The 23,687-nt window shown below is 69.2% G+C and carries 21 protein-coding genes and 3 pseudogenes; 12 read left to right on the forward strand and 12 right to left on the reverse strand.

Annotation, left to right across the window (positions count from 1 at the left end):
- Positions 1 to 277 precede the first annotated feature (277 nt).
- Both AC5L35_RS22920 and AC5L35_RS22925 read left to right on the forward strand, forming a co-directional pair.
- Positions 278 to 727 (forward strand): hypothetical protein, encoded by a 450-nt coding sequence (locus AC5L35_RS22920; protein ID WP_495061734.1) that lies wholly within the window; start codon positions 278 to 280, stop codon positions 725 to 727.
- On the forward strand, positions 670 to 1,527 hold the full coding sequence (locus AC5L35_RS22925; protein ID WP_495061735.1) for an ETEC_3214 domain-containing protein: 858 nt from the start codon (positions 670 to 672) through the stop codon (positions 1,525 to 1,527). Before AC5L35_RS22920 ends, AC5L35_RS22925 begins: the two co-directional genes overlap by 58 nt.
- 318 nt (positions 1,528 to 1,845) lie before the next feature.
- Here AC5L35_RS22925 and AC5L35_RS22930 read toward each other — a convergent pair whose 3' ends face one another.
- Positions 1,846 to 3,525 carry a hypothetical protein gene (locus AC5L35_RS22930; RefSeq protein ID WP_495061736.1) on the reverse strand — a complete coding sequence of 560 codons (1,680 nt, stop codon included), beginning with the start codon at positions 3,523 to 3,525 and terminating at the stop codon, positions 1,846 to 1,848.
- Positions 3,526 to 4,773: 1,248 nt separating this feature from the next.
- Here AC5L35_RS22930 and AC5L35_RS22935 point away from each other — a divergent pair.
- Genes AC5L35_RS22935 through AC5L35_RS22950 form a run of 4 tightly spaced genes read left to right on the forward strand, consistent with a single transcriptional unit; the run spans position 4,774 to position 8,187 of the window.
- A complete protein-coding gene (locus AC5L35_RS22935; RefSeq protein ID WP_495061737.1) occupies positions 4,774 to 5,652 on the forward strand; it encodes a putative selenate ABC transporter substrate-binding protein in 879 nt (292 codons plus the stop codon).
- On the forward strand, positions 5,649 to 6,494 hold the full coding sequence (locus AC5L35_RS22940; protein ID WP_495061738.1) for a phosphonate ABC transporter ATP-binding protein: 846 nt from the start codon (positions 5,649 to 5,651) through the stop codon (positions 6,492 to 6,494). Before AC5L35_RS22935 ends, AC5L35_RS22940 begins: the two co-directional genes overlap by 4 nt.
- Positions 6,494 to 7,294, forward strand: a complete 801-nt coding sequence (locus AC5L35_RS22945; RefSeq protein ID WP_495061739.1) for a PhnE/PtxC family ABC transporter permease — start codon at positions 6,494 to 6,496, stop codon at positions 7,292 to 7,294. Before AC5L35_RS22940 ends, AC5L35_RS22945 begins: the two co-directional genes overlap by 1 nt.
- The gene (locus AC5L35_RS22950; protein ID WP_495061740.1) at positions 7,291 to 8,187 is read left to right on the forward strand and encodes a PhnE/PtxC family ABC transporter permease; all 897 of its coding nucleotides are present in this window, start codon (positions 7,291 to 7,293) and stop codon (positions 8,185 to 8,187) included. The genes AC5L35_RS22945 and AC5L35_RS22950 overlap by 4 nt, the downstream gene beginning before the upstream one ends.
- A 20-nt stretch (positions 8,188 to 8,207) precedes the next feature.
- On the opposite strand, the gene senB is transcribed toward AC5L35_RS22950, so the two are convergent.
- A complete protein-coding gene (gene senB / locus AC5L35_RS22955) occupies positions 8,208 to 9,167 on the reverse strand; it encodes a selenoneine biosynthesis selenosugar synthase SenB (protein ID WP_495061741.1) in 960 nt (319 codons plus the stop codon).
- 10 nt (positions 9,168 to 9,177) lie between these two features.
- On the reverse strand, positions 9,178 to 10,500 hold the full coding sequence (gene senA, locus AC5L35_RS22960; RefSeq protein ID WP_495061742.1) for a selenoneine synthase SenA: 1,323 nt from the start codon (positions 10,498 to 10,500) through the stop codon (positions 9,178 to 9,180).
- Positions 10,501 to 10,573: 73 nt separating this feature from the next.
- Here senA and selD point away from each other — a divergent pair, with 73 nt between their 5' ends.
- Complete coding sequence (selD, locus tag AC5L35_RS22965; protein WP_495061901.1) at positions 10,574 to 11,602, forward strand: selenide, water dikinase SelD; 1,029 nt, start codon at positions 10,574 to 10,576, stop codon at positions 11,600 to 11,602.
- 708 nt (positions 11,603 to 12,310) lie between these two features.
- Here selD and AC5L35_RS22970 read toward each other — a convergent pair.
- The 5 genes from AC5L35_RS22970 to AC5L35_RS22990 form a co-directional block, all read right to left on the reverse strand.
- On the reverse strand, positions 12,311 to 12,562 hold the full coding sequence (locus AC5L35_RS22970; RefSeq protein WP_495061743.1) for a 4a-hydroxytetrahydrobiopterin dehydratase: 252 nt from the start codon (positions 12,560 to 12,562) through the stop codon (positions 12,311 to 12,313).
- 250 nt (positions 12,563 to 12,812) lie between these two features.
- The gene (locus AC5L35_RS22975) at positions 12,813 to 13,232 is read right to left on the reverse strand and encodes a DUF6314 family protein (RefSeq protein WP_495061744.1); all 420 of its coding nucleotides are present in this window, start codon (positions 13,230 to 13,232) and stop codon (positions 12,813 to 12,815) included.
- Complete coding sequence (locus AC5L35_RS22980) at positions 13,229 to 13,381, reverse strand: hypothetical protein (protein ID WP_495061745.1); 153 nt, start codon at positions 13,379 to 13,381, stop codon at positions 13,229 to 13,231. Before AC5L35_RS22980 ends, AC5L35_RS22975 begins: the two co-directional genes overlap by 4 nt.
- 502 nt (positions 13,382 to 13,883) lie before the next feature.
- Positions 13,884 to 14,336 carry a hypothetical protein gene (locus tag AC5L35_RS22985; RefSeq protein WP_495061746.1) on the reverse strand — a complete coding sequence of 151 codons (453 nt, stop codon included), beginning with the start codon at positions 14,334 to 14,336 and terminating at the stop codon, positions 13,884 to 13,886.
- Between the two features lie 262 nt (positions 14,337 to 14,598).
- On the reverse strand, positions 14,599 to 14,721 hold the full coding sequence (locus AC5L35_RS22990; RefSeq protein WP_495061747.1) for a 50S ribosomal protein L36: 123 nt from the start codon (positions 14,719 to 14,721) through the stop codon (positions 14,599 to 14,601).
- 592 nt (positions 14,722 to 15,313) lie between these two features.
- Between AC5L35_RS22990 and AC5L35_RS22995 the strand changes: the two are divergent.
- From AC5L35_RS22995 to AC5L35_RS23005, 3 genes and pseudogenes are all read left to right on the forward strand, one after another.
- Positions 15,314 to 15,553 (forward strand): annotated as a pseudogene (locus AC5L35_RS22995) (hypothetical protein); the annotation flags it as partial.
- 481 nt (positions 15,554 to 16,034) lie between these two features.
- Positions 16,035 to 16,889 carry an alpha/beta fold hydrolase gene (locus AC5L35_RS23000; protein ID WP_495061748.1) on the forward strand — a complete coding sequence of 285 codons (855 nt, stop codon included), beginning with the start codon at positions 16,035 to 16,037 and terminating at the stop codon, positions 16,887 to 16,889.
- Between the two features lie 411 nt (positions 16,890 to 17,300).
- A complete protein-coding gene (locus AC5L35_RS23005) occupies positions 17,301 to 18,218 on the forward strand; it encodes a DMT family transporter (protein ID WP_495061749.1) in 918 nt (305 codons plus the stop codon).
- A gap of 42 nt (positions 18,219 to 18,260) precedes the next feature.
- Here the strand turns inward: AC5L35_RS23005 and AC5L35_RS23010 are convergent.
- The 3 genes and pseudogenes from AC5L35_RS23010 to AC5L35_RS23020 all read right to left on the reverse strand — a co-directional run.
- Positions 18,261 to 18,451, reverse strand: a pseudogene (locus AC5L35_RS23010) (IS630 family transposase); the annotation flags it as partial.
- 53 nt (positions 18,452 to 18,504) lie between these two features.
- The gene (locus AC5L35_RS23015; protein ID WP_495061750.1) at positions 18,505 to 20,241 is read right to left on the reverse strand and encodes a pyruvate dehydrogenase; all 1,737 of its coding nucleotides are present in this window, start codon (positions 20,239 to 20,241) and stop codon (positions 18,505 to 18,507) included.
- Between the two features lie 86 nt (positions 20,242 to 20,327).
- The gene (locus tag AC5L35_RS23020) at positions 20,328 to 21,386 is read right to left on the reverse strand and encodes a LacI family DNA-binding transcriptional regulator (RefSeq protein ID WP_495061751.1); all 1,059 of its coding nucleotides are present in this window, start codon (positions 21,384 to 21,386) and stop codon (positions 20,328 to 20,330) included.
- 181 nt (positions 21,387 to 21,567) lie between these two features.
- Between AC5L35_RS23020 and AC5L35_RS23025 the strand changes: the two genes are divergently transcribed.
- Positions 21,568 to 22,509: a cyclase family protein gene (locus AC5L35_RS23025; RefSeq protein WP_495061752.1), complete on the forward strand. Its 942-nt coding sequence runs from the start codon at positions 21,568 to 21,570 to the stop codon at positions 22,507 to 22,509.
- A 35-nt stretch (positions 22,510 to 22,544) separates the two neighbouring features.
- On the forward strand, positions 22,545 to 23,366 hold the full coding sequence (locus AC5L35_RS23030) for an HpcH/HpaI aldolase/citrate lyase family protein (RefSeq protein ID WP_495061753.1): 822 nt from the start codon (positions 22,545 to 22,547) through the stop codon (positions 23,364 to 23,366).
- A gap of 33 nt (positions 23,367 to 23,399) precedes the next feature.
- Here AC5L35_RS23030 and AC5L35_RS23035 read toward each other — a convergent pair.
- Positions 23,400 to 23,513, reverse strand: a pseudogene (locus tag AC5L35_RS23035) (tyrosine-type recombinase/integrase); the annotation flags it as partial.
- Positions 23,514 to 23,687 lie beyond the last annotated feature (174 nt).

The raw sequence follows: 23,687 nt of genomic DNA on the forward strand, positions 1-23,687 counted from the left end.
GCCCGGCGCGCGGCGAAGGACGCCGAGCCCCTATGGAAGAATAGAGATGGCTGCTCCCCAACGGTCCGGAGGCTGAATGCCTACGTTTCGTCCTAAGCTAATGACTGCCATTAGGAGCATTTGGCGTGCTGCCGCCACTCGTTGGGTCTTAGCGGCGGGATTGCTGGTCTGCGCTGGTGGATGGGCTCTCGCGGTGCGGCCGATAGAGCCCGTATGGGGGCCTGTCGGAACGTGGGTCGGCGGTCTGGCGTCGAGCGTCGGACTAATATTCGCAGGCTTGCAAATTCGCGACGCGCGGAAGGAGCGCGCTCGTGAAGCATTAGAGCGCCTTGAAGCCGAGGGCGAACGGCGCGAGGCGATGGCGCGCTCGGTCTCAGTGTCCAGCTCGTTGAAAAGGGAACCCGACGCTTCCTATTGCATCGAGTATTCCATCGTGAACGGTGGAGACTATCCCATCGAGAACGTCGTGCTCTTTCTAGAGAATTGCATGGGTGTCTTCTGGAACACGGGTGCCCTAGATGGGACAGGCATTCCCACGGAGCTTGTTATTGGCTCGATGCATCAGAAGCAGCGCATTTTCGACACTTATCCGGTCGAGTCGGGTGCCGTCCCATTTGAGATGCTTACTGGAATGGGATCCGTCCACTTTACTGATACCTGGGGGCAGTCATGGATGCGGTCGCCGGGGCAGTTGAAGAAGCTCGACTACCCGGCTCGCTTGTGCTGACTATTCAGGAGGCCCTGGGAGGCCTGCTTCAGCCTGTGGCCGGGGGAGCTCCGCTGCTCTTCCTCTTCGCAGGCTTCCTTGCGGCCACTCTATCAATCATCGGTGTCGCAATCGCTCTGTCGCGCTGGATCGCGAGGATTTACAGGAAGACGATAGGTCTTCGCAGAGAGCAGGAAAGGAAGCTGAGGCGTCTTGCGTGTGGTGTCCGTCCTGAGTACATTGACCAAATGCTCGGTGAGCCGGTAATGGAATCGACGGATGGTGCCGAAAATGGCAGGCGCGTCTACCTCATGCAGGATTGTTTTGTGACGGTCTACGTCCGTTCTGATGTGGTGGCAGCTTTCGCGATTACTGTTCATGGTAAACGCTTCGCCCCTCGCCTCCCGATTCCGTGGGGCCTGAGTGGATTCAAGGGGGCGACCGCCGTTCGCTTGGGCCGATCTCGCTACGCTGATCTGTACCCTGAGCCGGGGCAAACGTTCAGCTTTAATGGAGCCAGAAACTTTGGCTACTACGAGCTGTTCAATCTCGGGAATCCGGGGTTCTATCAGACGTACGGCCTTGGCACGAACAATGCATCAGCCGTCGGAATCCGTCTTAATCAAGAGCTGCCTGTCGCTGACTCTGTTATTGATGGCCCCTTCGATCCAGCGTCGCCGCCCGCAGGTTGGGCAGAGTTCCGGAGAGTCTGTGCGCCAAATACTTTCTGCGTGATTGGCCCTCATCAAGACGAGACGGGTCTAAGCCCCTTGGGTGTCGAGTACGACACGGTGCGTGTACTGCCGACCTGGCGCACTTGAGGTTTCCGAAGAGCCAGCGCCCTCGTCGGGCCCGCAGATCAACAGGATGGCGGCTCGTCCCATCCCGTCGAGCTCTCGGCGGGCCACCGCGCGGACGCCCGTGGGCGGAGCAGGCGTAGGTCGCCGACGGTTGCGTCCAGGGCCGTCCACGGGCGCCTGCGCGGTCGGCTTGCGGCAGGTGACGGATGGGCACTCAGAATGCGGATGGCGGCTGCCGCACAGCAGCGAGTACGGCAATCGTGCCGGTCCGTGCCTGGCCGAAGCCGAACGCCGGCGGCTGCTCAGGGTCTTGGATGACCTTTGTCAGCTGCCCGGCCGCTAGTTCGCATCTACAAGGCGCAGCGTTCCTCGAAGTGCGCCGTCCTCGACCGCTGTGGCCTTGACGCTCTGAACTATCCCGTCGGAGTCTCGGGCTGCCGAGATGCGTGCCGCCGGAGTATGAAAGGTGACCATCCCGATGGGAATGACAACCTCGTTCACAGATACTTCGTGAGCAACCGTCAGCAAAAGAGCATGATCGCCTTCACTGATGGGCGATCCGTTCGGGGTAACATAGATCTCTGGGATTGAGACGTCCACGACATCTCCTCTCAGTAGGGATGCCGCCGTCACTATCTGATCGCCCGCATCCTTGGAGAGGGCTTCAAGATTGGGAACGGTCAATTGCTCGGTGGTGTGGTTCTGAAGGCAAGCTATCGCCTCGACAAGCTCTAGAATGTTATCCGGAACCAGGCGTGACAGATCTTTCTCGATCGGAATGGGGCGGCCCATGAACGGGCCAAACTCCTGCCCTAGCTGGTAAAACCGACCCGGAGTTAGGGACTTCAGAAACTTCAGTCCGTCCAACACTCGCTCCGGCTTCTTTCCGGACAAGTCATTGAGCGCGAACGTCAGTTTCATAATGTCGGAGTCGCCCGTGTACCTGTGCTCGACTGTGAATGTCTCGCCGCTTAGCTCAATGGCACTGGACAGGAGGTTTTTGCGGTCGACCCCCGTAGTGGCGGGGCGCATCGCGAGTCTTGCTACTCGTTCGTCTGAGTTGCTTGAGTCGGTAGTCCGGATCCTCACCACGCGGAGATCCTCAGGTGCAGGATCAGGCTTGGCAATTCGAATTGCGCCAGTCATGCGGCTGCCGTCGAGGCCGCCGGGTAGGTCGGCCTCCACAGTGGCGAAGCCATCTTCGAGATCTAGCGGAGCTCCGTACTCGAAGAAGTCTCTTACGGCTCGGCGGGTCTCATCGTCCGGGGTGTGAAAGGTCCCGTTAAGGGTAATTGGCCGGTCGTTAAGTGCGCCTCTGTACTTCTCGTATACGCGGATTGTGACGTACTGATCTCCCGTTCCGCGCGCCTCGACAAAGATCGCGTCGCGAGCATCGGTCAGCTCGGGTTGGTGTGAATCTACTGAAAAGTCATACCGAAAATGAGGATCGAGAGAGTTGATGAGATTGTGAGTTGCCAGTATTGCGGTCGTGGCCTCCTGGGGTGTGAGTTCCTCGCCTACCGGCCGCATGCTGCTTCCGGTCGCCTGCGCGAACTGAGCCAGAGCGACCGCGAGGCGATCCTTGCCGTCACGGAAATAGTAGTCCACTACGTCGGGCGACTCAGATGTCAAATCGTCCAGGAAGTCTTCGCCAAGCCAGGAGCACGGAAAATCGTGTCCGTCGGTCGTATCACGGAACCACTTCAGGCTGGGTGGCGTGGGGCTCGCGGGCATGACAAGATGCCAGTTCTTGATCTTGACGCCCTCGCGAGTGGCGAACGCCATTGCCTTCTCGAAGGATTTCACGATCTTTGCCTTCTGACTTGCGGTGGGCTGTTTGGCGTACTTTTTGACCTGCCAAATGGTCCAACCATCGTCCTCGCGGAGGATCACGTCGAGCCCGTCGTCGCCTTGCGAGGGAGTTACGCGTTCAGCGTTCGAGTGGCGACGGCACAAGAGGATGCCGGTTACGGTCTCAATCTCTTCGCCCGAGCGACGGGCCCAATCGATACGCGACACGGCAGCAGTATTGCGCCCTCGCCGGGCGGGCAGATCAACAGGATGGCGGCCCGTGCCATCCCGACGACCTCCCGGAGGGCTACCACGCGGCCACCCGTGGGCGGAGCTACCGGAGCTCGGCCGGCGGTCGGGTCGAGGGCCGCCCACGGGCGTCCGCGTGGTCGAGCTGCGCCAGGTCGACGGGATGGCACTCAGTAGGCAGGGGAATGCGCGGCGAGGCATCAGGAAGGCATCACGAGCTTTGACACGGCCCATCACGGGCGAGCACCCGTCAGCACCTCGCCCAGCGGGACCAGCTCTCGATGATCCCTGTCAGCAGGCAGGAACCGCGTTCACACCGAAGAGGTCACTTGTTCGATCCCAGTATCGCCCACCGTGCCGAAAGGGCCCCTGACCTGCCGGTTAGGGGCCCTTTCGGTGTTCATCGAGGGCTTCCTATCGACGGTGGTCAGCCGACTTGGTAGCCAGCCTTGTAGCCAATCGTGCTGGGCGGCTACGTCTCGTCGATCGGGTCGTCGAAGAAGAGGTTGGTGACCATGTCGGCGGCCTCGTGGTGGAGCGCGGGGACGTCCGAGGTGTAGGTGTCGACAGTGAAGGCCACCGTGGCGTGTGCACCAGCCCTGCGACATCGACGCAGGTTCCGGTCAGATGGACATCGGGCGAGCCGGAGAGCGCGCCGGCGGCGACCCCCACCACCTTGGTGAACTCCACGGCCGGACCCGGCACCTCGACGGTCTCGCTGTCGCGCCGGAGTCGGACACCAACAGTGCTTCCCAGGCTGCTGTGCACGATCGCGCGGTCCCCAGCCGCGCCGCGCATGTAAGGTCGTCGGGGGATCGGGTCGGCTGCGGCGAGGAGGCCGCTGCCGGTTCGTGGCGCTGGGTGCCTACAGCTCGACACCCGGATCATGGCCGTTCATCGTCGCGGTCGCCGTGCTGGTCGGGCCTGACCGTCAGTGGCGCGGCACTGGCGCGCCGGGACACCGCGATGTGACGTGACTCCGCCCGGACCGGACGTCAGCCTGATCACCTGGCTCCCGTCGACGGCAGGCAAGCACCTGCTGCCGGACGACGGGCCCGCGACACGGAACACCAGCACCGGGCGGGTGGAGGGGCAGCCGCCCGGATCCCGCGGCGCGCGCGTCCAGCAGATCATTGCAGATCAGCGAGCGCTGGACGGGGTCGGTGTGATCTCAACATTCTAGGCACGGTCCAAATCTGTAGTGCTCGACCTTTCGGAGGTTCCCGAATGAGATGGTTGGTCGCGGTGCTTGCTGCGCTCGCGCTGCTCGCGACTGGATGTGGGGGCGCGAGCGAGGATCAGCAGGAGCCGCTGCTCATCGGGGGGATCCCCGATCAGGACGTCGCGGTGCTCGACGAGCGCTTCGGCGGCGTCGCCGAGTACTTGTCGGCCGAGGTCGGGATCCCGGTGCGTTACCAGCCCTCGACCGACTACGCCGCGGTCGTCACGGCGTTCGCCAACGGCGACGTCAAGCTCGGCTGGTTCGGCGGCCTCACCGGCGTGCAGGCCCGGCTGGAGACCCCGGGCGCGCAGGCGGTCGCGCAGCGTCCCATCGACAAGGAGTTCCGGTCGGTGTTCGTGGTGCGTGCCGACGACCCGGCCGCCGGTCTCGCCGACCTGGCCGGGCACTCGTTCACCTTCGGCAGCGAGAGCTCGACCTCGGGCCACCTGATGCCGCGCTCGTTCCTGACCGAGGCCGGGATCGACCCCGACACCGACTTCGACGGCCGCCCCGGTTACTCGGGCTCCCACGACAAGACCTGGAAGCTCGTCGAGGCCGGCAGCTTCCAGGCGGGCGTGCTCAACGCCTCGGTGTGGGACCGCGCCGTCGCGCAAGGACAGGTCGACACCACCCGGGTGCGCGAGCTGCAACGCACCGTGCCCTACGTCGACTACCACTGGGTCGTGCACCCCGACATCGACGGGGAGTACGGAGCGGGCACCACCGAGCGCATCGTCGATGCACTGCTGCGGATGGGCGAGGCGGGTGGCGACGCCCCGCGGATCCTCGAGCTGTTCGAGGACACCGCGTTCGTCGAGGCGCAGAACAGCGACTACGACAAGATCGAGCGGGTCGCGCGGTCCCTCGGTCTCGTCCGCGGGTGAGCGTGCCGGGCCCATGGCGGGCCGGACCGGTGTCGGTGGACGGCGTCGCGGCATGCGAGCTCCACGACGTGACCGTCGTCTACGGCAACCGGACGATCGTGGGTCCCGTCTCGGTGCGGATCGCGTCCGGCGAGGCGGTCGCGCTGGTCGGCCCCAGCGGGGCGGGTAAGACGACGCTGCTGCGGGTGCTCGCGGGGCAGGTCCGGCCGACCGACGGGCAGATGCGACTCGGCGGGGTCGACCCCGCCCAGCTGCGCGGGCGCTCGGCGCTGCCGCGGATGGTCGGGCTGGTGCCGCAGCGCCTCGACCTGATCCCGCAGCTCACGGTGAAGCACAACGTGCAGGCCGGTGCGCTGGGCAGGTGGGGCACGTTGCGGGCCCTCGCGGCGCTGGTGCTGCCGCTGGAACACCCGCCCGCCCGGGACGCGGTGGCCAGGATGGGCCTGAGCGAGCTGTACCACCAGCGCGTCGCGGACCTGTCCGGCGGCGAGCAGCAGCGGGTTGCGGTGGCCCGCCTGCTGGTCCAGGATCCGGCGGTGGTGCTCGCCGACGAGCCGGTCGCCTCGCTCGACCCGGCGCTGGCCGACGACGTGCTCGCCCTGCTGCGGGACCTGGCGCGCGAGCGGAACCACGCCCTGGTGGCGAGCCTGCATGCCCCCGACCTCGCACGGCGGCACTTCGACCGCATCATCGGCCTGCGCGAGGGGTGCGTCGTGTTCGACCTGCCGCCCCGCAAGGTCACCGCGGACGTGCTCGACGCCCTCTATCGCTCGTCGGCCACGGCGTCCTCCTCCCCGGTGGGCGCGGACGAGGACGCCGCCGAGCGCTGGAGCGTCGGTTAGTGGCGATCGGGGTCCTGGCCCGTCCCCGTCCCGGCGGGCGCACCGCGCTGTCCGCGGTGCTCGTGGTCGCCTTCGTGGCCAGCGTGGTGGCCGTCAGCGGTGAGCGGCTGCTCGGCGACGGCGGTGGCGCCGCGGCGCGCAGCATGGCGTCCTCGCTGCTGTCCCCGGATCTCTCACCAGCGTTCCTGATCACCGTCGCCGAGGCCACCGCGGTGACGGCGGCCTACGCGGTCGCCGGGATGTCGGTGGCGCTCGTGATCGGCATCCCGGGGGCGCTGCTGATGAGCGGGGTCCTGGTCCGCACCCGGTGGGTCCGGGCGGTGTCGGTGGTCGGCGGGCGGAACCTGTTCGCCACCCTGCGCGCCATCCACGAGCTGGTGTGGGCACTGATCCTGCTGACCGTCCTGGGGCCGGGCCCCCTCTCCGGAATACTCGCGATCGGCATCCCGTACGGCGCGACGATCGCGCGGGTGCTCGGTGACCGCCTCACCGACGTGCCGATGGCGCCGTTGAGCGCGCTCACCGCGGCCGGCGCGTCACCCTGGCAGGTCCTCGTCTACGGGCGGCTGCCGCTGAGCGGCGCGAGCCTCGCCGGGTACCTGTTCTACCGACTCGAGTGCGCCGTCCGGGCCGCGGCCGTGCTGTCGTTCATCGGGCTGGGGGGCATCGGGCTGCGGATCGAGGTCGCGCTGGCCGACCTCGACTTCGGGCAGGTCTGGACGCTGCTCGCGGCGCTGCTCGTGCTGGTCGTTATCGTCGACCGGGTCTCGACGGCGCTCCGCGGACGGTACGTGGCATGAGCGAGGACGTCCGTCTGGAGCTGGCTCAGGCCAGGGCCCTGCCCACCCCGGACCGGCGCGGCCGTACCGCGCGCGGTGGCCCGGGCGGGTTCGGGTTCGGCGCCGCGCTCGTCGCGGTGGTGGTGCTGGCGTGGGTGTTCGTCCTGGCGCAGGAGGGCAGCGCGGTCCCCGGCCTCGCCGAGATCCTCGAGCGCGGCGCCCGGTTTGCGGTCGACCTGCTGGGGATCGGCGACCGGGAGCCGCCCGCCTGGACCAGCGCGGCGAGCTGGGTCGTCGTCGGCGGGCTCGCGCTCGACACCGTCGTGATGAGCGTGCTCGCCGCGGGCCTGGCCGGCATCGGCGCGCTGGCGACCATGGCGTTCGCGGCGCGCAGCCTCACCGTCGGCGAGTTCGGTGCGCGGGGCAGGCTCGGCTGGCCGGTGTACCTGCTGTTCCGCGGCATGCACGTGCTGACCCGGTCGGTGCCGGAGCTGGTCTGGGCGCTGCTGATCGTGTTCCTGGTCCCGCCGGGCGTGCTGGCCGGGGCGCTCGCGCTGGCGCTGCACGACATGGGCGTGATGGGCAGGCTCGGCGCCGACGTCATCGACGACCTCGACCGCGCCCCGCTGCGCACCCTGCGCGCCGGTGGAGCGGGACGGCTTGCACTGCTGGCCTACGGGGTGCTCCCGCAGGCGCTGCCGCAGCTGGTGACCTTCCTGCTGTACCGCTGGGAGGTGATCATCCGGGCCAGCGTGGTGGTCGGGTTCATCACCGGAGCCGGGCTGGGCTACCAGCTGCGGCTGGACCTGTCGTTCCGGGACTGGACCGACCTCGCGCTGGTGCTGGCCTGCTACGTGCTGCTGGTGTGGGGGGTCGACGCCGTCTCCGGCGTGCTGCGCCGACTCGCCCGGTAGGGCGCGCGGTAGAGCCCTCCTCAGGCTGCCAGCGCGGCGAGCAGCTCGGCCCAGGCCCGGCGCTCGCGGGCCGGGTCCACCAGCTCGCGGCGCTGCGCGACCCGCCCGGTGAGGTCGGCGAGGAACGCCGGGTCGGTCTCGGCGCGCCGCAGCGCAGCGGCCAGCCCCGCCGCGTCGCCCACCTCGACGAAGCCGGGGTAGTCCTCGCCGAGCAGGCCCACCGACCCGTCGACCCGGGTGGACAGCACCGGGACGCCCAGCGCCAGCGCCTCGGAGACCACGTTCGCCCCACCCTCGAGCCGGGAGGTCAGCACCAGCATCCGCGCCCCGGCGAGCCGCTCCAGGGCCTCGGTCCGGGACACCCCGCCCAGCCAGCGGTAGCGGGGGTTCGCTGCGGTCTCGGCGCGGGCCCGCTCCTGCGATCCGGGGTCGATCGGCATGCCGAAGTGGGTCACCCGCACCCGCGAGTCGGGCGGCAGCAGCCGGGAGGCCTCGGCGGTCAGGAACGGGTCCTTGACCTCCCGCAGGTGCCCGAGGACGACGACGTCGAAGAACCCGTTCTCCGTCATGGGGGCCGGGCCGGGCGCGCCGACGTCCACCGACTGGTGGATGACGTGCACCCGCGGGCGCAGGTGGGCCGGGACGGACTCGATCGCCTTGGGCTGCAGCACCACCAGAGCGCCGGCCCGCTCGACCGTCTGCTGGGCCTCGGCGGAGACGGCGAGATCGCGGTAGAGGTCGGTCCCGGTGAGCGCGACGACCAGCGGCCGATCGGGGTGGGCGCGGGCGAAGGCCAGCGCCGCGGCCGAGCTGCGCTTGGCGTGCAGCGCGACCATCACGTCCACCGGCTCCTGCGACCAGGCCGTGGTCACCTCCGGGGTGTGCCCGAGATCGGTCAGGATCGCCGCCCACCGCTCGGCGGTGACCCGGTTGCCGTGGCTCGAACCCGCCGCGGCGGGCGTCACGATCTCGATCCTCACGGGTCGGCCCTCAGCGGGCGCAGGTGCGGAAACCGGCGATGACGTCGCGGCGCTCGGGGGTGAAGTAGTTGCGCTGGCCCGTCCGCACGTAGCGGGCGCGGGTGGGCCAGGCACCCCCGCGCAGCACCCTGCGGCCCTGGGGGAACCACGGCCAGGAGTTGTCCCGGTAGGCGTCCTGCTCGAAGTTCGGGTACGGCCGGAACAGCGAGTCGGTCCACTCCCACACGTTGCCCAGCAGCCCGCGGACCCCGAACGCGCTGTCCCCGGCGCCGTGCGCGGCGACGTCGACGGTGCCCGCGGCGCGCCAGTCCAGGTTCGCGTGCGCCGCGGTGATCGGCGCGTCGCCCCAGGGGCGGACCCGCCGGGCGTCGCGCACGCCCCCGGCGTCCGGTTCGGCGCCGGCGGCCAGCTCCCACTCGGCCTCGCTGGGCAGCCGCCGGCCTGCCCACCGACAGAAGGCCGAGGCCTCCCACCAGCACACGTGGCTGACCGGCCGGTGCGGCTCGAGATCCACCCAGCGGTCGAAGTCGCGGCGCTGCCAGCCGCCGTCGCCGCGGCGCCAGTACAGCGGGTGCGTCGCGGCGGTCTCGCGCAGCCACTGCTCGCCCGCGCCCCACAGCTCCGGCCGGGTGTAGCCGCCGTCGTCGACGAACGCGGCGAACTCGGCCTGGGTCACCGGGGCCCGCGCGATCGCGAACGGCGCGACGTCGACCGGGTGGGCCCACTTCTCGTTGTCGTAGGCGAACGGGTCCGCCCGCAGCGCGCCCAGCAGGATCCGCCCGCCGGGCACCGCGACGTCGCCGGGCAGCGGACCGGCGTCGGGCTCGGCACCGGAGGTGCCGTCGAGGCCGGGCAGCGAGGGAGCGGGATAGCCCAGCGTCTGGCGGGTGTAGGTGATCGCCTCGGTGTGGGTGTCCTCGTGGAACACCGTGTAGAGCGCGAAGTGCCGGACCACGTCGGTGCACCGCGGGTCGAGCAGCCGCTCGATCATGCGGTCGCGGACCTTCGCCATGTAGGCGAGCGTCTCCGCCCGCGAGGGCAGGTCGAGGTGCCAGCGGGTGTCGTGCGGGATCGCGCCGGAGTCCCAGATCGCGTCGGCGTGCGCGATGATCGGCGCCTCGCCCAGCGCGTCGCGCAGCACGAACTTCTCGGCGAACCAGGACAGGTGCCCGATCTCCCAGATCAGCGGGTTGACCGTGGGCAGCACCGGCCCGACGAGCTGCTCGTCGTCAAGGTCGGCGACGAGGTCCATCGTGCGGGCGCGGGCGTCGCTCATCCACTCGGCGAGCCTCTCGCCGGTCAACGGCCCGGCCGCGAACAGGTCGGGTACCACGGTCACTCCTCGGCTCGGACGTCGTAGGCTAACCCGAGTGAGCCAGCAACCGGATGAGTCCGCCACCCGACGCCTGACCGAGTTCAGCCACGGAGCCGGTTGAGGCTGCAAACTCGCCCCCGGCGAGCTGGTGCAGGTACTGCGCCGACTGACCCCGATCACCCACCCGGACCTGCTGGTGGGCGCCGAAACCGGCGACGACGCCGCCGTGTGGCGATGGTCCGACGACCGCGCACTCGTGCTCACCACCGACTTCATCACCCCGGTGGTGGACGACCCCCGTGTCTGGGGCAGGGTCGCGGCGGCCAACGCCGCGAGTGACGTCTACGCGATGGGCGGGCGCCCGTTCCTCGCGCTGAACCTGGTCGGCTGGAACACCGACGAGCTCTCCGCCGACATGCTCGCCGAGGTGCTGCTCGGCGCGCAGGACGCCGGCGCCGAAGGCGGCTGGCTCACCGTCGGCGGGCACACCGTCGACGACCCCGAGCCCAAGTTCGGGCTGGTGGTGGTCGGCGAGGTGCATCCCGACCGGATGCTCACCAACGCCGGGCTGCGACCGGGGCAGTCCCTGGTGCTCACCAAGCCGATCGGCGTCGGTGTCGTCACGACCGCGCTCAAGCGCGGCGCCGCCGACCAGGAGACCGTCGACGCCGCGATCGCCTCGATGGTGCGGCTCAACGCCGCCGCGGCGGCCGCGGCGGTCACCGCCGGTGCCACCGGCGCGACCGACGTCACCGGTTTCGGGCTGCTCGGCCACCTCGGCCGGATGGCCCGCGAGTCCGGGGTGGACGTCGAGATCGCCGTCCCGGACGTCCCCCTGCTGCCCGGGGCCCGCAAGCTCGCCGAGGACGGCTTCCTGCCCGGAGGCTCGCGCCGCAACCTCGAATGGGTCCGCGACCAGCTCGACACCGGGGACACCGAGGAGATCCTGGTGGCCCTGCTCGCGGACGCGCAGACCTCCGGCGGGCTGCTGTTCGGGGCGGATCCCGCCGCCGCCCAGGAGGCCGTCACCGCGCTGCGCGCCGACGGGCACGAGGCCGCCGTGATCGGCACCGTGACCGCGGGGAACGGGATCATGCGGCTGCGCGGCTCCGCCCGGTAGAACCGCCCCCGGTCGGGCCCGGTGACGGGCCCGACCCGAGCGGCGCGGGGCCATGAGGCACGGTGAGGGTGACACCGTCCTGACCGACCGCCCTGGGCACCGACCGCGACCTCGACCGCCTTCCTGACACCGCTCCCGGCACTGCCGCGGGACTGGGTCGGACGCCGGCGCCGCTGCTGCGGCGGGTGACGCGGGCGAGGGCCTCGGCCCGGCCCGCGGTCCGTCGCCGATGAGCGGCGCGATCTCCGACGCGCTACGTCGCATCAATGCGCCGTCGCCCACGAGCCGGTTCCGGCGCCACCGACCCTGTCCCCGCCACGGCCTCCAGTCCGGCAGATGATCCGGCTGGTACGCCGCCGGGACGGTCGAGGCCGGCAAGCAGTTCCGCCGCGTCAACGGCCACACGCACCTGCGGTCTTTGCGCGACACGCTGGAACGGGCCACCGAGACTGTCCGTGCTTCAGGTCATATGAGTCCGGCGACGCCGCCTGATGATCACCGGGCCGCTACCGAAGTTCCACCGAGCTCGAGACATTCTCTGGTGCCTGGCATGACAGCCAGGTCGTGGCTCCGGCTCGGTCAGCCGGCGCGTACAGCGCCAGAGCCGGTTGCTCGGGTGACATGCACAGCATCTACCCCAGCACGGTCTGCGGTGATCTGCTCCGCCCTCGACGAGCAGGTTCTGGCCTCGGCGCCCGACCCCGGGCGTCAGAGCGAGTTGAGGCGTTCGGCGAGGTCGTAGTCCTTGTCGGTAAGCGTTCGGCCTGCCTCGTGCGTAGTGATGCGCGCGACGACTCGCCCATACTCGACGGTCAGATCAGGATGATGGTTCGCCTTGTTCGCGATCTGCGCGATCGCTGCCGCGAAGATCACGGCCTCGGAGAAGTCCCTGGCCGGCCACTCTCTCGAGAGCGAGTGTTCGTCTGCGGTCCAATGCTCGGGTGTAATGGGCTCTGACATTTTGAGTCACTCCATGTTCCCAATGGAAGTACCATGATGTTCTGGCTCTTGGGCTCAGGGTCGGACGGTCGGTCCCCGCCCGGCTGGGGGGGACAAATCGCCAGACCAGACTGGACTGGACGGTCCTAACCTATCCGGCGGCACGCAGGCCGAGTCAAGCCCTCTCTGTCAAGATCACAAGAGATCTTGGAGTCGATCAGCCCTGCGCTGGGCTGTGGGCTACGGCCTTCGGTAATCCGCAGCCGTTCACTCAAACAACCGCTCGGGTGTACACAGTGCCGATCGTGTAGCTTTTCTGCGGTCCGCGGACCGTCATGGTGATTTCGAATCGGTTCGGCAGTGCGAAGCGGTAATGACCGGCGTAGACGTCGGCGACGCAGTGGTGCACGTCGCTCGCCTCGCCTCGGCCCTCCCCAAGACGCAGGGCGTGCAGCGTCCGCCCGTCGAGGAAGCACACCCGCACGACGTCGCCGTTACGAATGTAGCGGTACTCGCGCCAGGCGTGACTGCGCTGACCATCGGCCAGCGCGAGCTGGCCGTCCTCCCGGTAGTGCAGCGTGTCGGCGTCGACGGGAGTGAACAACGCCTGCCCAAGCATGGTGCCGATACCGGGATCGAACGACCGGGTGAACCGCCAGCTGCCGGCGAGCCCGGCCAAGACATCGGTCACGTCGCCTCCATCCGCCGCCGAGCCGCCTCGATCTCGGACCGGCCTACCTCCGGAGCGGCGCCGGGTCCATGCAGCCAGTACTGGGCCGGTACTACCGGGGACCCGGGCTCGGGCAGCACCCCCAGCTCAGTTGCGAGGCTGTCGGCCATCTCAAGATAGTCGCGGTGCGGAAACTGCGGCCGGGGGCGGCGCTCGCAGATCTTCCGCTCCGCCGCGATCCCAGCAAGCTGTCGGTCGCGCTCGGGGGACGCGACCTCCCCCGCCGAGCACCGCGCAGATCCACGCCCAGGCAGGTAGCGCGGCATGAGCTGGGCGGCCATCGGCGGCCTCTCCGGCGAGCAGGTCGACGCCGTCGCTGCCAGGTTCCAACGTGCAGGTGACGATGGGAGCCTGCCCGACAGGGTTCGGCTGATACTGCCCCGTGCCCTCGCGGAGCGGCTGTACGCCGCGCTCCGCCGCGGAGAGGGCTTCGCGGTATTCGGCGATCGACAGGGGCGTCGGCGATGCAGTCGACGTAGGAACCGCGCTCGGCCCGCTGCCCGGGCGTCAGGTCGTCCTCGGCGGCGACGTCGGTGACGCCGATCCGCCCGCTGGGCTGCAGGACACGGAAGGTCTCGGCGAACACGGCGGGCTCGTCCACCGACAGGTTGATCACGCAGACGGGCACCGGTACGACGACCCACGGCCTGCTTCGACCGGTCGACCCCTCGATGGCGCCCTGCCACGATCACCAAACATCGGGGTCGCCACGGTGTCGGCTCGGTCAGCCGGAGATCGCGCGGTCCTGGCCCAGCGGAGCCCGGCCCACACGGTGGTGTCCGCGCCGGGCGCGGTCTGCACCCAGAGCAGCCAGCGCCGGTCGTCACTCCACGGCAGGAGGTGGACGCCGGTGGCGCCGGTCATCGCGCCGAGCACTTCGACCACGGGGGTGTGCAGCCGTTCGATGCTGGTCTCGGAGCTCAGCGCCTGTGCCGCGGACAGAATGCTGAGCAGGTCGAGCGTTCCGGTGGTGACCGTGGAGCGGCGCTGCAGCAGATCCGCGAGCTCCGCCTCCGGCAACCGCTGCAGGTGCACGTCGGCCGGTGCCCACGGAGTGGAGGACAACGTCGTAGGCGTCCGCGGCGGCCTGGCCGGGGGACTGCCTTGCCATGCCGCCACGCCGACCCGCATAACGGACAACCCCCTGGCGCGCCCAAGCCTGTACGTGGCTCATCGCGTTCGGTTTTACGACGCGAGGCCTGCCCCGGTACAGGGCGGGCGCCGCGGCGCGAGGTCACCCGCGCGCGTCGCCCACCTGTGCGGCTGAGACCAGGCTGCGATGGCACCCAGCCTCTTCGGCGGGTGCCATGTCATTTTACCGCCCGAATCAGGCCTGCCGAGCCTTCCAGTGCGGCTCGCGCTTGTTCAGGACCACGACATGACCACGGCGACGTGTGACGATCGATCCACGCTTCTTGCGGAGCGACCTCACCGAACTCCTCGACTTCATCGCGCACTTCCTCTCTTGGCCTCTCTTGGCCGATGGCTACAACCGGCCCGCCCAGCTCTTGATTCCTTAGCCCGGCGCTTTCGCGCGCCCAGCAGACCGGAGGTGACCTGCCTGTGTAGGTGATCGTTGGTTGCAAGCTCGTCGTCGCTCGCCGGTGTGAGTCCGGTCCGGGTAGCTGCCAGGTGGCCCGGTAGCAGGCTGGCGGGGTCGGGGGGAAACGCCCGGCGTCGAAGCCCAGCGTCGAAAGCCCTTCTGGGGGAGCGACTGTACGGTCCGCAGCATGAAGCGAAGCCTGCGGCGTCGTTAGAGGTCCCGTCGGTGACGGCGGGGTGCAGGGAGTGCCGAGCCCCCGAAATCAAGGTGAAGGCCATGGAAGGCGCTGAAGACCTGGATGTGCAGGCGCTGAAGGACTCCCCGGCGTATGGGGCGCGGAACGTACAGACAGTGAGGCATTGCCAACCTGACGAACGGGCAGGTCAGGGCGTGTACGGCGTGGCGTGACGCCGAATGAGTGAAGCCCTGGTAGACGGGCGATTGCTGAGATCGAACCGTCCAACCAGGAGCTTCAAGGTGCTTGTCCTACCCGTCCGGGATGACCGTGTCCAGCCGCGCGCTCGGTGTGCTGTCCGATGCGCTGCGGGCGCACCGCAACCAGCGCCGAACGCGCTGGCGCAAGCTCTCACCCGGTCGACAGGCGCTACTGGTCCTCGCGCACCTGCGCGCACGGCGCAGGCACTCGGCCAGGTGTCGGCCGGAGAACGGCAGGCCGGTGACCGGCTCGCGTTCAACAGCCTGCGACCTGGCCTGGGGATTCACGATCGGCACCTCCACCGGGCAAGCGCGGGACGTCGCCGGCATGGTGCCCTACCTGGCCGGCCCCGGCGGTCGCCATGTCACCGGCAGCTCGATCCTGGTGGACGGTGGTTTCGCCGCCTGAGCCTCCTCTCCCTCGCTCAGGTCGGGGCGCTGTACGAGGGTGGCCAGGCGACCGAACCGACCCGCGCCACTCGGCACGCGACCGTCGCCGGGGCGCCGGTGTACCCGCGGATCGGGTTGAAGCCGAACTCAGCGGGTCGGTGCCACTCCCGTCCCCAGTGAGCTGGTCCACGTGCTCATGGGCGCGGCAAGGAGCACACCGCACAACGCGCTTCGGCCTGATCACGGGTAGCCCGCGCGGCCCTCGGTGGCGCATGCGTCCCGGGTTCGTGACTCGACGCACACACCCCGCCCACCCGGGCCGGGCATAAGACCCGCGGCTCGCTGCTTACACGAGTAAGTTCGCCGCTCGGCGAACGAGAATTGGAGGAGATCAGGTGCCATCGAACGATGAGAAGCGCGCGTCCGTGGACGTCGACGGCGTACAGGCGAGCTACTTGACGGCCGGCGACGGCCCGGTCGTCCTGCTGCTGCACGGAACGTACTGGAGTCGCGTCTTTCTCCCGATCCTGGACGATCTCGCTGCCGCGGGACTTCGGCCCGTCGCCGTGGACCTGCCCGGGTTCGGTCGCTCCGGGGGAGAGCTGACGCCGAAGACCGCGACCATCCCCGAGCTCTCCGCCTGGGTGGTCCGCTTCGTCCGCGCGCTGGGCGTGGACGGGCCCGTGTCGATCGTCGGGCACGACATCGGTGGCGCGATCGCGCAGCACCTGCTCCTCTCGGACGCGCTTGACGTCAACGCCTTCGCGCTGGTCAACGGCGTGACCTACGACTCGTGGCCGTTGCCCAGAATCGCTCAGTTCAGCGATCCGGCACTGGTCGCCGCAACGTCGGCACGCGACCTGGTGGGGATCCGGCGTGGGGCGGTCGCCGCTGCGCTGGCCGGGGCGGCAGACGACGCGCTGGTGGAGGAGTACCTCGAGCCGCTGGCCGAGGAGCGTGTGGCGCGGTCGTGGATGGCGCTCGCCGGCGCGGCGGACAAGCGCTACACGCTCGAGCTGGTGCCGTCGCTGCACGCGTCGACCACGCCGAAGCTGCTGGTCTGGGGCGAGGACGACCCCTTCCAGCAGGTCCACAACGCCGAGCGGTTCGCCGCCGAGGTGCCGAACACGACGCTCGTGCGCGTCGCGAACGCCAGTCACATCCCGACGGAGAACGACCCCAGGTCCGTCGCCGCCCCGCTGGCCGAATTCTTCGCGAAGCACGCCGTGGGCAAGCCGGCCAAAGGCTGACCTCCCGGATCGTCCCACGATCCCGGCGGCCTCCCGCCCCTTCTGCCGGAAGTGGCAGGCAGGACGTCGATCTGCCCCGCATCGATACGCGCCGCAGCGGCGGCCGTTCAAGGTGCGTGAGCCCGGCGAAACTACGTTCGGCAAATCCTCGCCGTGACTTGGCCGGCCCGCCTCGATAAGCGGAATTCGGCGTGCCTCGGCCACCGCTGGCACTCCGTGCGGGTCCGTTCGGCACCCCGCCCGGCACATTTCACGCATTCCAGAACTTCTTCGACGATTCATCACGAAACGGATCAGGACATGAAAGTCTCGCCTGCCCGCACAGGCGCTTGTGCAGACTCCTCCGATACCGGGCCGACCGGTCCCGGCGATGCCGATGCCGCCACCGGGGGCCGCCGGTGCTCCGCCGAGGTGCGCAACGGCCGAGCCGGCCGGCTGCGCGCGACGGTCAAGGCCCTTCTGCTCGGTGCCCTGCCCGGTGCGCTGTTCATCGTGGTCTGGTCGAGCGGCTACCTGGTCGGGAAGCTCGGCATGCGTGAGATGCCGGCACTGACGCTGCTGTGGTGGCGTTTCCTGGTGGCCGCGGTGGTGATGGGCGTCGTCGCGATCGTGACCCGCGCTCCGTGGCCCCGCAGGCCGATGGCGTGGATCCATCTGATCGTCACGGGATTCGTGTTGCACGCCGTTCAGTTCGGCGGCATCTACATCGGGCTGGACCTGGGGGTGTCCGCGGGTCTCGCGTCGCTGATCGCCAGCGCGGGCCCGCTGGTGATCGCCGCGATCGCCGTCCCCGTTTTCGGTGAGGTGTTGAGAAAGCATCAGTGGCTCGGATTGCTGCTCGGGCTGCTCGGAGTCGCGGCCGCGGTCAGTTCGGAACTCGGCGGCGGTGTCTCGGGCGCCGGAATGATCGCCCTGCTCGTCTCGTTGGCGGCATTCGCCGGCGGCACCCTGTACCAGAAGCGGTTCGGCGCGGTGATGGATCTGCGCACCGGTCTGACGGTGCAGCTGGTCGTGGCGACGGCGTCGATCACCCCGCTCGCACTCGGCCACGGCGGCCTGTCCGTACCGGTCACGTTCTCCGCGATCTGGCCCATCGTGTGGGTGAGCCTCGTGAGCTCCATCGGTGGGCTCGTCCTGCTCTTCACCCTCTTGCGGCGCCGGGGTGGCGGAGCGGCCACGAGCTACCTCTTCCTGGTTCCGCCCGTGACCGCGTTGGCCGCCATTCCGTTGCTGGGTCAGCCGCTCCAGGTGGGGGCGATGATCGGAACCGCGCTGGCCGCCGTCGGCGTCGCCCTGGTCACTAGGTCGGGACGGCAGGCCGCCGGATGACGTGCCTTCCTGACGCCCGCGATCGACGGCTCAAGTACCGCCGGCGAACCGGCTCGAGGTGCCGTGGCGGAGGTAATCGTGGGTACGTCGCTGCCGCATGCCCGGCATCATCGGCTGGGAGCGGTCCAGGGCCTGCATCCCGGACTTCTCATCCATGCACGACACCACCGCACTCTCCGGCGGGTGGTGGTAGAGCCGACCACATCGACGACCTTGTCCACGAACTGCGGATCGGCCAGGCGACATGAGCCCTGTGTAGCCACAGAGGTGACGGCGAGCACGGCGTTCAGGGGTGTGGTATGGAACGCAGGTTGCTGCGGGCGAGCTCGATCATCTTGCCGACGCCGCCGTCGAGGACGGTGCGGGTCGCGGCCAGCGCGAAGCCGCGGACCTGGCCTGCGGTGATGTGAGGTGGAATGGACAGGGCGTTGGGGTCGGTACGCACGTCGAGCAGGTACGGCCCAGGCGTGTGGAGAGCCCTGTGCAGCTCCTCGGGCAGCTCGGCCGGATCGGCGACGGTGCTTGCCGGCACGCCACACGCTCGTGCCACCCCGGCCAGGTCAGCCACCCCGTGGTCGGTCTCGAAGAAGGGGTAGCCGGCTACCATCATCTCCAGGCGGATCATGCCCAGCGATCCGTTGTTGAAGGCCACGGTCGTAATCGGGAGGTCGTGCTCTGCCACGGTGAGCAGCTCGCCCAGCAGCATGGTCAGCCCGCCGTCGCCCGACATCGACACCACCCGGCGTCCGGGCTCGGCGTACGCGGCCCCGATCGCGTGAGGGAGCGCATTGGCCATGGTGCCGTGGCGGAACGAGCCGATGATCCGCCGGCGCCCCGTCGGGCTGATGTAGCGGGCCGCCCAGACGTTGCACATGCCCGTGTCGACGGTGACGATCGCGTCGTCGTCCATCGCCTCGTCGAGCAACGCCGCGACGTACTCCGGATGGATCGGGCGCATCTTGTCGACCTTGGTCGTGTAGGCCGCGACGACCGTCTCCAGCACCTCGGCGTGACGGCGGAGCATGCGATCCAGGAAGCGGCGGTCGCTCTTCTGCGCGATCAACGGGAGCACCGCGCGCAAGGTGGCGGCGACATCCCCCTGCACTCCGAGATCAAGTCGGGTACGCCGGCCCAGGTGAGCGGCGTCCCGGTCGACCTGCACGGTGCGTGCCTGGGGCAGGAACGTGTCGTAGGGGAAGTCGGTGCCGAGCAGCACGAGCAGGTCGGACTTTTGGGTGGCCTCGTAGCAGGCGCCGTAGCCGAGCAGGCCGCTCATGCCTACGTCGTAGGGGTTGTCGTACTGGATCCACTCCTTGCCGCCCAGTGAGTGCCCGATCGGCGAGTGCACCCTGGAGGCCAGCTCCAGCACCTCCGCGCGGGCGTCCCGGACCCCGGCGCCGACGAACAGCGTGACGGAACCGGCGGCGTTGATCTTCTCGGCCAGCGCCCGCACCTGCTCCGGATCCGGCTGAACGACGGCCCGCGGTATGACGAGGTCACTGTGCCCGGTGGGGTGCGGCGCCGGTTCTCCGCCGAGGTCGCCGGGCAGCACCAGTACGCCCACGCCGCGGCGCGCCAGCGCGGTCTGCATCGCGATGCGCTGCATGCGGGGCAGCTGCTCAGGGCGGGAGACCAGCTCGCAGTACACGCTGCACTCGGCGAACAACTGCTGCGGATGGGTCTCCTGGAAGTAGCCCGTCCCGATCTGCGTCGAGGGGATGTGCGAGGCGATCGCCAGCACCGCGGCGCCGCTCCGTGTCGCGTCGTACAGGCCCTGCACCAGGTGCGTGTTGCCCGGCCCGCAGCTGCCCGCGCATACTGCCAGCCGCCCGGTGAGCTGGGCCTCGGAGGACGCCGCGAGCGCCGCGGCCTCCTCGTTGTGGACATGCACCCACTCCATGTCCGGATGACGCCGGACCGCGTCCGCCACCGGGTTCAGGCTGTCACCGACCAGCCCGTAGATGCGCCGCACTCCCGCCTGGACGAGGACCTCGATCATCTGGTCGGCAACCGTGGCAGCCATGGCTTCTCCTCGTGTCAGGGGCATAGCAGCAGCTACTTAAACGTATAAGGGCCTTCAAACATTCCCGTGCCGCGCCTGCAGAGTCCTCACGTCGTGTCGCGCGGGCGAAGCTGGTGAGGGAGCACCTCCTCGACCGGCGGCCCCGAGTCGCCCTCGATCCGCCGGAACAGCATCTGCACGCCACGCCGCCCGATGAGCTCTCTCGGCACGGTGACCGTGGTCAGCTGCAGTGGTCCGACGCTGGCGAAGCTCATGTCGTCGAGGCCGGTGACGGCGACGTCATCGGGGACTGCACGGCCGGCCTCACGGCAGGCGTCGAGCACACCGAGGGCGATGAGGTCGTTGCCGCAGGCGACGGCGTCGATCGGCGTGCCGCGGGCGAACAGCTCTCGCGCCCGTTCGAGCCCCGAGCGGCGGCTGATGTCGCCCCAACGTCCCTGATCGGGGTTGGCCGGTTGCAGGCCGGCGGCACTCAGGGCGTCGACGAAGCCCGCCTCGCGAGCCGCCGACGCATAGGACGAGCGCTGCCCACCGAGCACCGCGATGTGGCGGCGCCCGGTCGTCAGCAGGTGGTTGATGATCTCTCCGGCAGCGGCGTGGTCGTCGATGCCCACCCAGTCCGACGGCTCGCCGGGCACCCTCCGGTAGAGCTGCACCGCCGGAACGTGCGTGCGGCGCAGTTCAGTCAGCAGCGGCTGGTCGCGCGCCAGCAGCGAGGTGAGCAACAGCCCGCTGCTGTACCTGTCGATGTGTGCGCGTGCCACGGTGGCCAACCGTGCAGCACCGGCGTCGTCGGCATCGTCCCCGTCGGCGTCCTGCCCAAGTCCGACGTGCGAGATCAGTACCTCGTAGCCCAAGTCCCCCGCGGCGGCCACGGCGCCGGCGGCGATCTCGGTATAGAAGGGATTGGTGATGTCTGCCAGCAGCAGGCCGATGCTGCGGGCCCTGCCGGTCTTCAGGCCCTGAGCCACCAGACTCGGCCGGTAACCCAGCTCGTTCGCGATCGCCCGGATCCGCTCGCGCAGCTCGTCGCTCACGCCGGGTGCCCCCGTCAGGGCGTAGGAGACGGAGGCGGACGACACGCCGGCCACACGCGCGACGTCGTTCATCGTTGTGCGGCGAGCCCGGTCCCGGCGATCGACCATGTCACAAGCGTAGAAGACCCCGATGCCCGAGCCTGGCTCGACGCGTTCCCCGCCTTGGGTCGCCCCTATGACCCGTTGCACACGCCCTTGCCCGCCTCATCTCCGCGTGCAAACCTGGATGTACTTATACGTATAAGAACCTCCCGAGAGGGCACGGAGGGTTCGACACCGAGGAGTGGACATGTCAGGGAAGCCGCAGGACGCAGAGGTGATCGGGTACCTCCAGAAGCTGTCGAACTGGGGCAGATGGGGCCACGACGACCGCCTCGGGACACTGAACCTGATCACCGACGACGTCCGGCGTGCCGCAGCAGGCACGGTGCGCGACGGTACGGCCGTGTCGCTGTCGTTCGACATGGATCCGCAGAATCCCGACCCCCTCGGGCACGGCACGGTGATCCAGCGGTACATGGAGCTGAACGAGGTCGAAGCCCTGTTCGGCCGGGCGGGGCGCTTCGACGCGGTGCGCGAGTACGTGGGCCTGATCGCCCACGGTTCACCCACTCACCTCGACGGCCTGGCCCACTTCTCATGGGACGGCAAGAACTACAACGGCTTCGACATGTCGGATGTGCGCACCGTTGGTGGCGCCACCAAGCTGTCGGTCCACCACGCGGCCCAGGGCATCATCACCCGGGGTGTTCTACTCGACATTCCAGCGCTTCATGGTGTGCCGTGGCTCGAGCCCGGCCACGCGATCACCCCGGACGAGCTCGCGGCCGCCGAGGAGCGCCAGGGGGTGACCGTGCGCGCAGGCGACGCCCTGTTCGTGCGCACGGGTAACTTTGCCCGTACCGCGGCGGAGGGGCCGCACCCCGACGATCACGCGGCCGGGCTGAGTGCCGCCACTCTGCCCTTCCTCCGCGAACGGGACGTCGCGCTGCTCAGCACGGACGGCCAGCAGGAGGTATCGCCGGCCGAGTCGGCCGACTTCGACCTCCGGATGCCCATTCATGTCGTGGGGCTGGTGGCGCTGGGGCTCTGGCTCGTCGACAACGCTGCGCTTGACGAGCTCGCACGGACATGCCAGGAGAAGAACCGGTGGGAGTTCCTGCTCTCGCTGGTGCCGTGGCGAATGATCGGCGTGACGTCGAGCGCCGTCAATCCCGTTGCCGTCTTCTGACGCACACAAGCGGACTCACGAGGAAAGGACCCCTCATGGGGACTCACACAGCTCGCTCCTGGTTCGTCGTACCGGGCGATCGTCCGGAACGGTTCGACGAGCCTGTCGCGAACGGCGCGCATGCGGTCATCCTCGATCTCGAGGATCTTGTCGGTCCGGCGAAGAAGGACGCGGCACGGAGGGCAGTGGCTCGTTGGCTGACGGAGCACCAGGCATATGTACGGATCAACGCGGTCGACACTGAGTGGTACGAGGACGACCTGGCCGCCGTCGCGGGCGCTCCGGGCCTGCAGGGTGTGGTGCTGCCCAAGGCCGACGGGTCGGCGCCGATCGAGAGGACGGCTTCCGCCCTCCCGGCCTCGGTCCCCGTGCTGCCACTGGTCGAGACCGCGGCGGGACTGCAGAACGCCCCGGCCGTGGCCGCCACCCCCCGGGTCGCGGCGCTGATCTTCGGCAGCCTCGACTTCGGCCTGGACCTCGGGATCGACGTCCGCGCCGGGCAGGACGACGTGAACCTCCTGTACGCGCGGTCGCGATTGGTGATCGCCTCCCGTGCCGCCGGAATCGCGCCGCCGATCGACGGGGTCACGACCGACCTGGACGATCCCGGGGTCGCCGCCGCGGACGCCGGACGAGCTCGCCACCTCGGCTTCGGAGGGAAGCTGTGCATCGAACCGCGGCAGATTGACGCGGTGAACGGTGCGTTCGCCCCGTCCGAGGGAGACCTGGACTGGGCCAGGCGGGTGCTTGCGGCGATCGACGGCGCGGATGGCGAGGTCATGGTGCGGTTGGACGGCCAGCTGATCGACAGGCCCGTGATCTCGCGGGCCCAGCAGCTCCTCGGTACCGCCCGGTAGCCGGCCCCTCCGGGGATGCCGACTGTCGGTGCGCCGGGTATAGAGGTCCAGGGTCGTGGACGAGCGTTCGTGTCCCATGACCCGCTGCACCATGTTCGGCGGGACGCCGTCGTCGACGAGCCAGGTGGCGTAGGAGTGGCGGAGGTCGTGGGTGTGCGACGTGGTGCACGGCGGCGGACTCGGTGCTCAGGCGTTCGGTGTGTTTCCTGCCGTGCACATCAGTCCAGACGGCTTCGAATCCGTCGTCGACGCGGACGACGTCACCGAGCAACCCAGCGCGCACGAGTGCCGGCCGCCAGATCCGGGTGCGGAACAGCGTGC

It is taken from the genome of Pseudonocardia sp. OZ21 (assembly GCF_059359135.1).

Bases quoted from the DNA above. Each gene is read 5' to 3' on its own strand.
- AC5L35_RS22925 (WP_495061735.1), top strand. From the start codon at position 670: ATGGATGCGGTCGCCGGGGCAGTTGAAGAAGCTCGACTACCCGGCTCG.
- AC5L35_RS22935 (WP_495061737.1), top strand. From the start codon at position 4,774: ATGAGATGGTTGGTCGCGGTGCTTGCTGCGCTCGCGCTGCTCGCGACT.
- AC5L35_RS22950 (WP_495061740.1), top strand. From the start codon at position 7,291: ATGAGCGAGGACGTCCGTCTGGAGCTGGCTCAGGCCAGGGCCCTGCCC.
- AC5L35_RS22970 (WP_495061743.1), bottom strand. From the start codon at position 12,562: ATGTCAGAGCCCATTACACCCGAGCATTGGACCGCAGACGAACACTCG.
- AC5L35_RS22980 (WP_495061745.1), bottom strand. From the start codon at position 13,381: ATGGCCGACAGCCTCGCAACTGAGCTGGGGGTGCTGCCCGAGCCCGGG.
- AC5L35_RS22990 (WP_495061747.1), bottom strand. From the start codon at position 14,721: ATGAAGTCGAGGAGTTCGGTGAGGTCGCTCCGCAAGAAGCGTGGATCG.
- AC5L35_RS23015 (WP_495061750.1), bottom strand. From the start codon at position 20,241: ATGGCTGCCACGGTTGCCGACCAGATGATCGAGGTCCTCGTCCAGGCG.
- AC5L35_RS23020 (WP_495061751.1), bottom strand. From the start codon at position 21,386: ATGGTCGATCGCCGGGACCGGGCTCGCCGCACAACGATGAACGACGTC.
- AC5L35_RS23025 (WP_495061752.1), top strand. From the start codon at position 21,568: ATGTCAGGGAAGCCGCAGGACGCAGAGGTGATCGGGTACCTCCAGAAG.
- AC5L35_RS23030 (WP_495061753.1), top strand. From the start codon at position 22,545: ATGGGGACTCACACAGCTCGCTCCTGGTTCGTCGTACCGGGCGATCGT.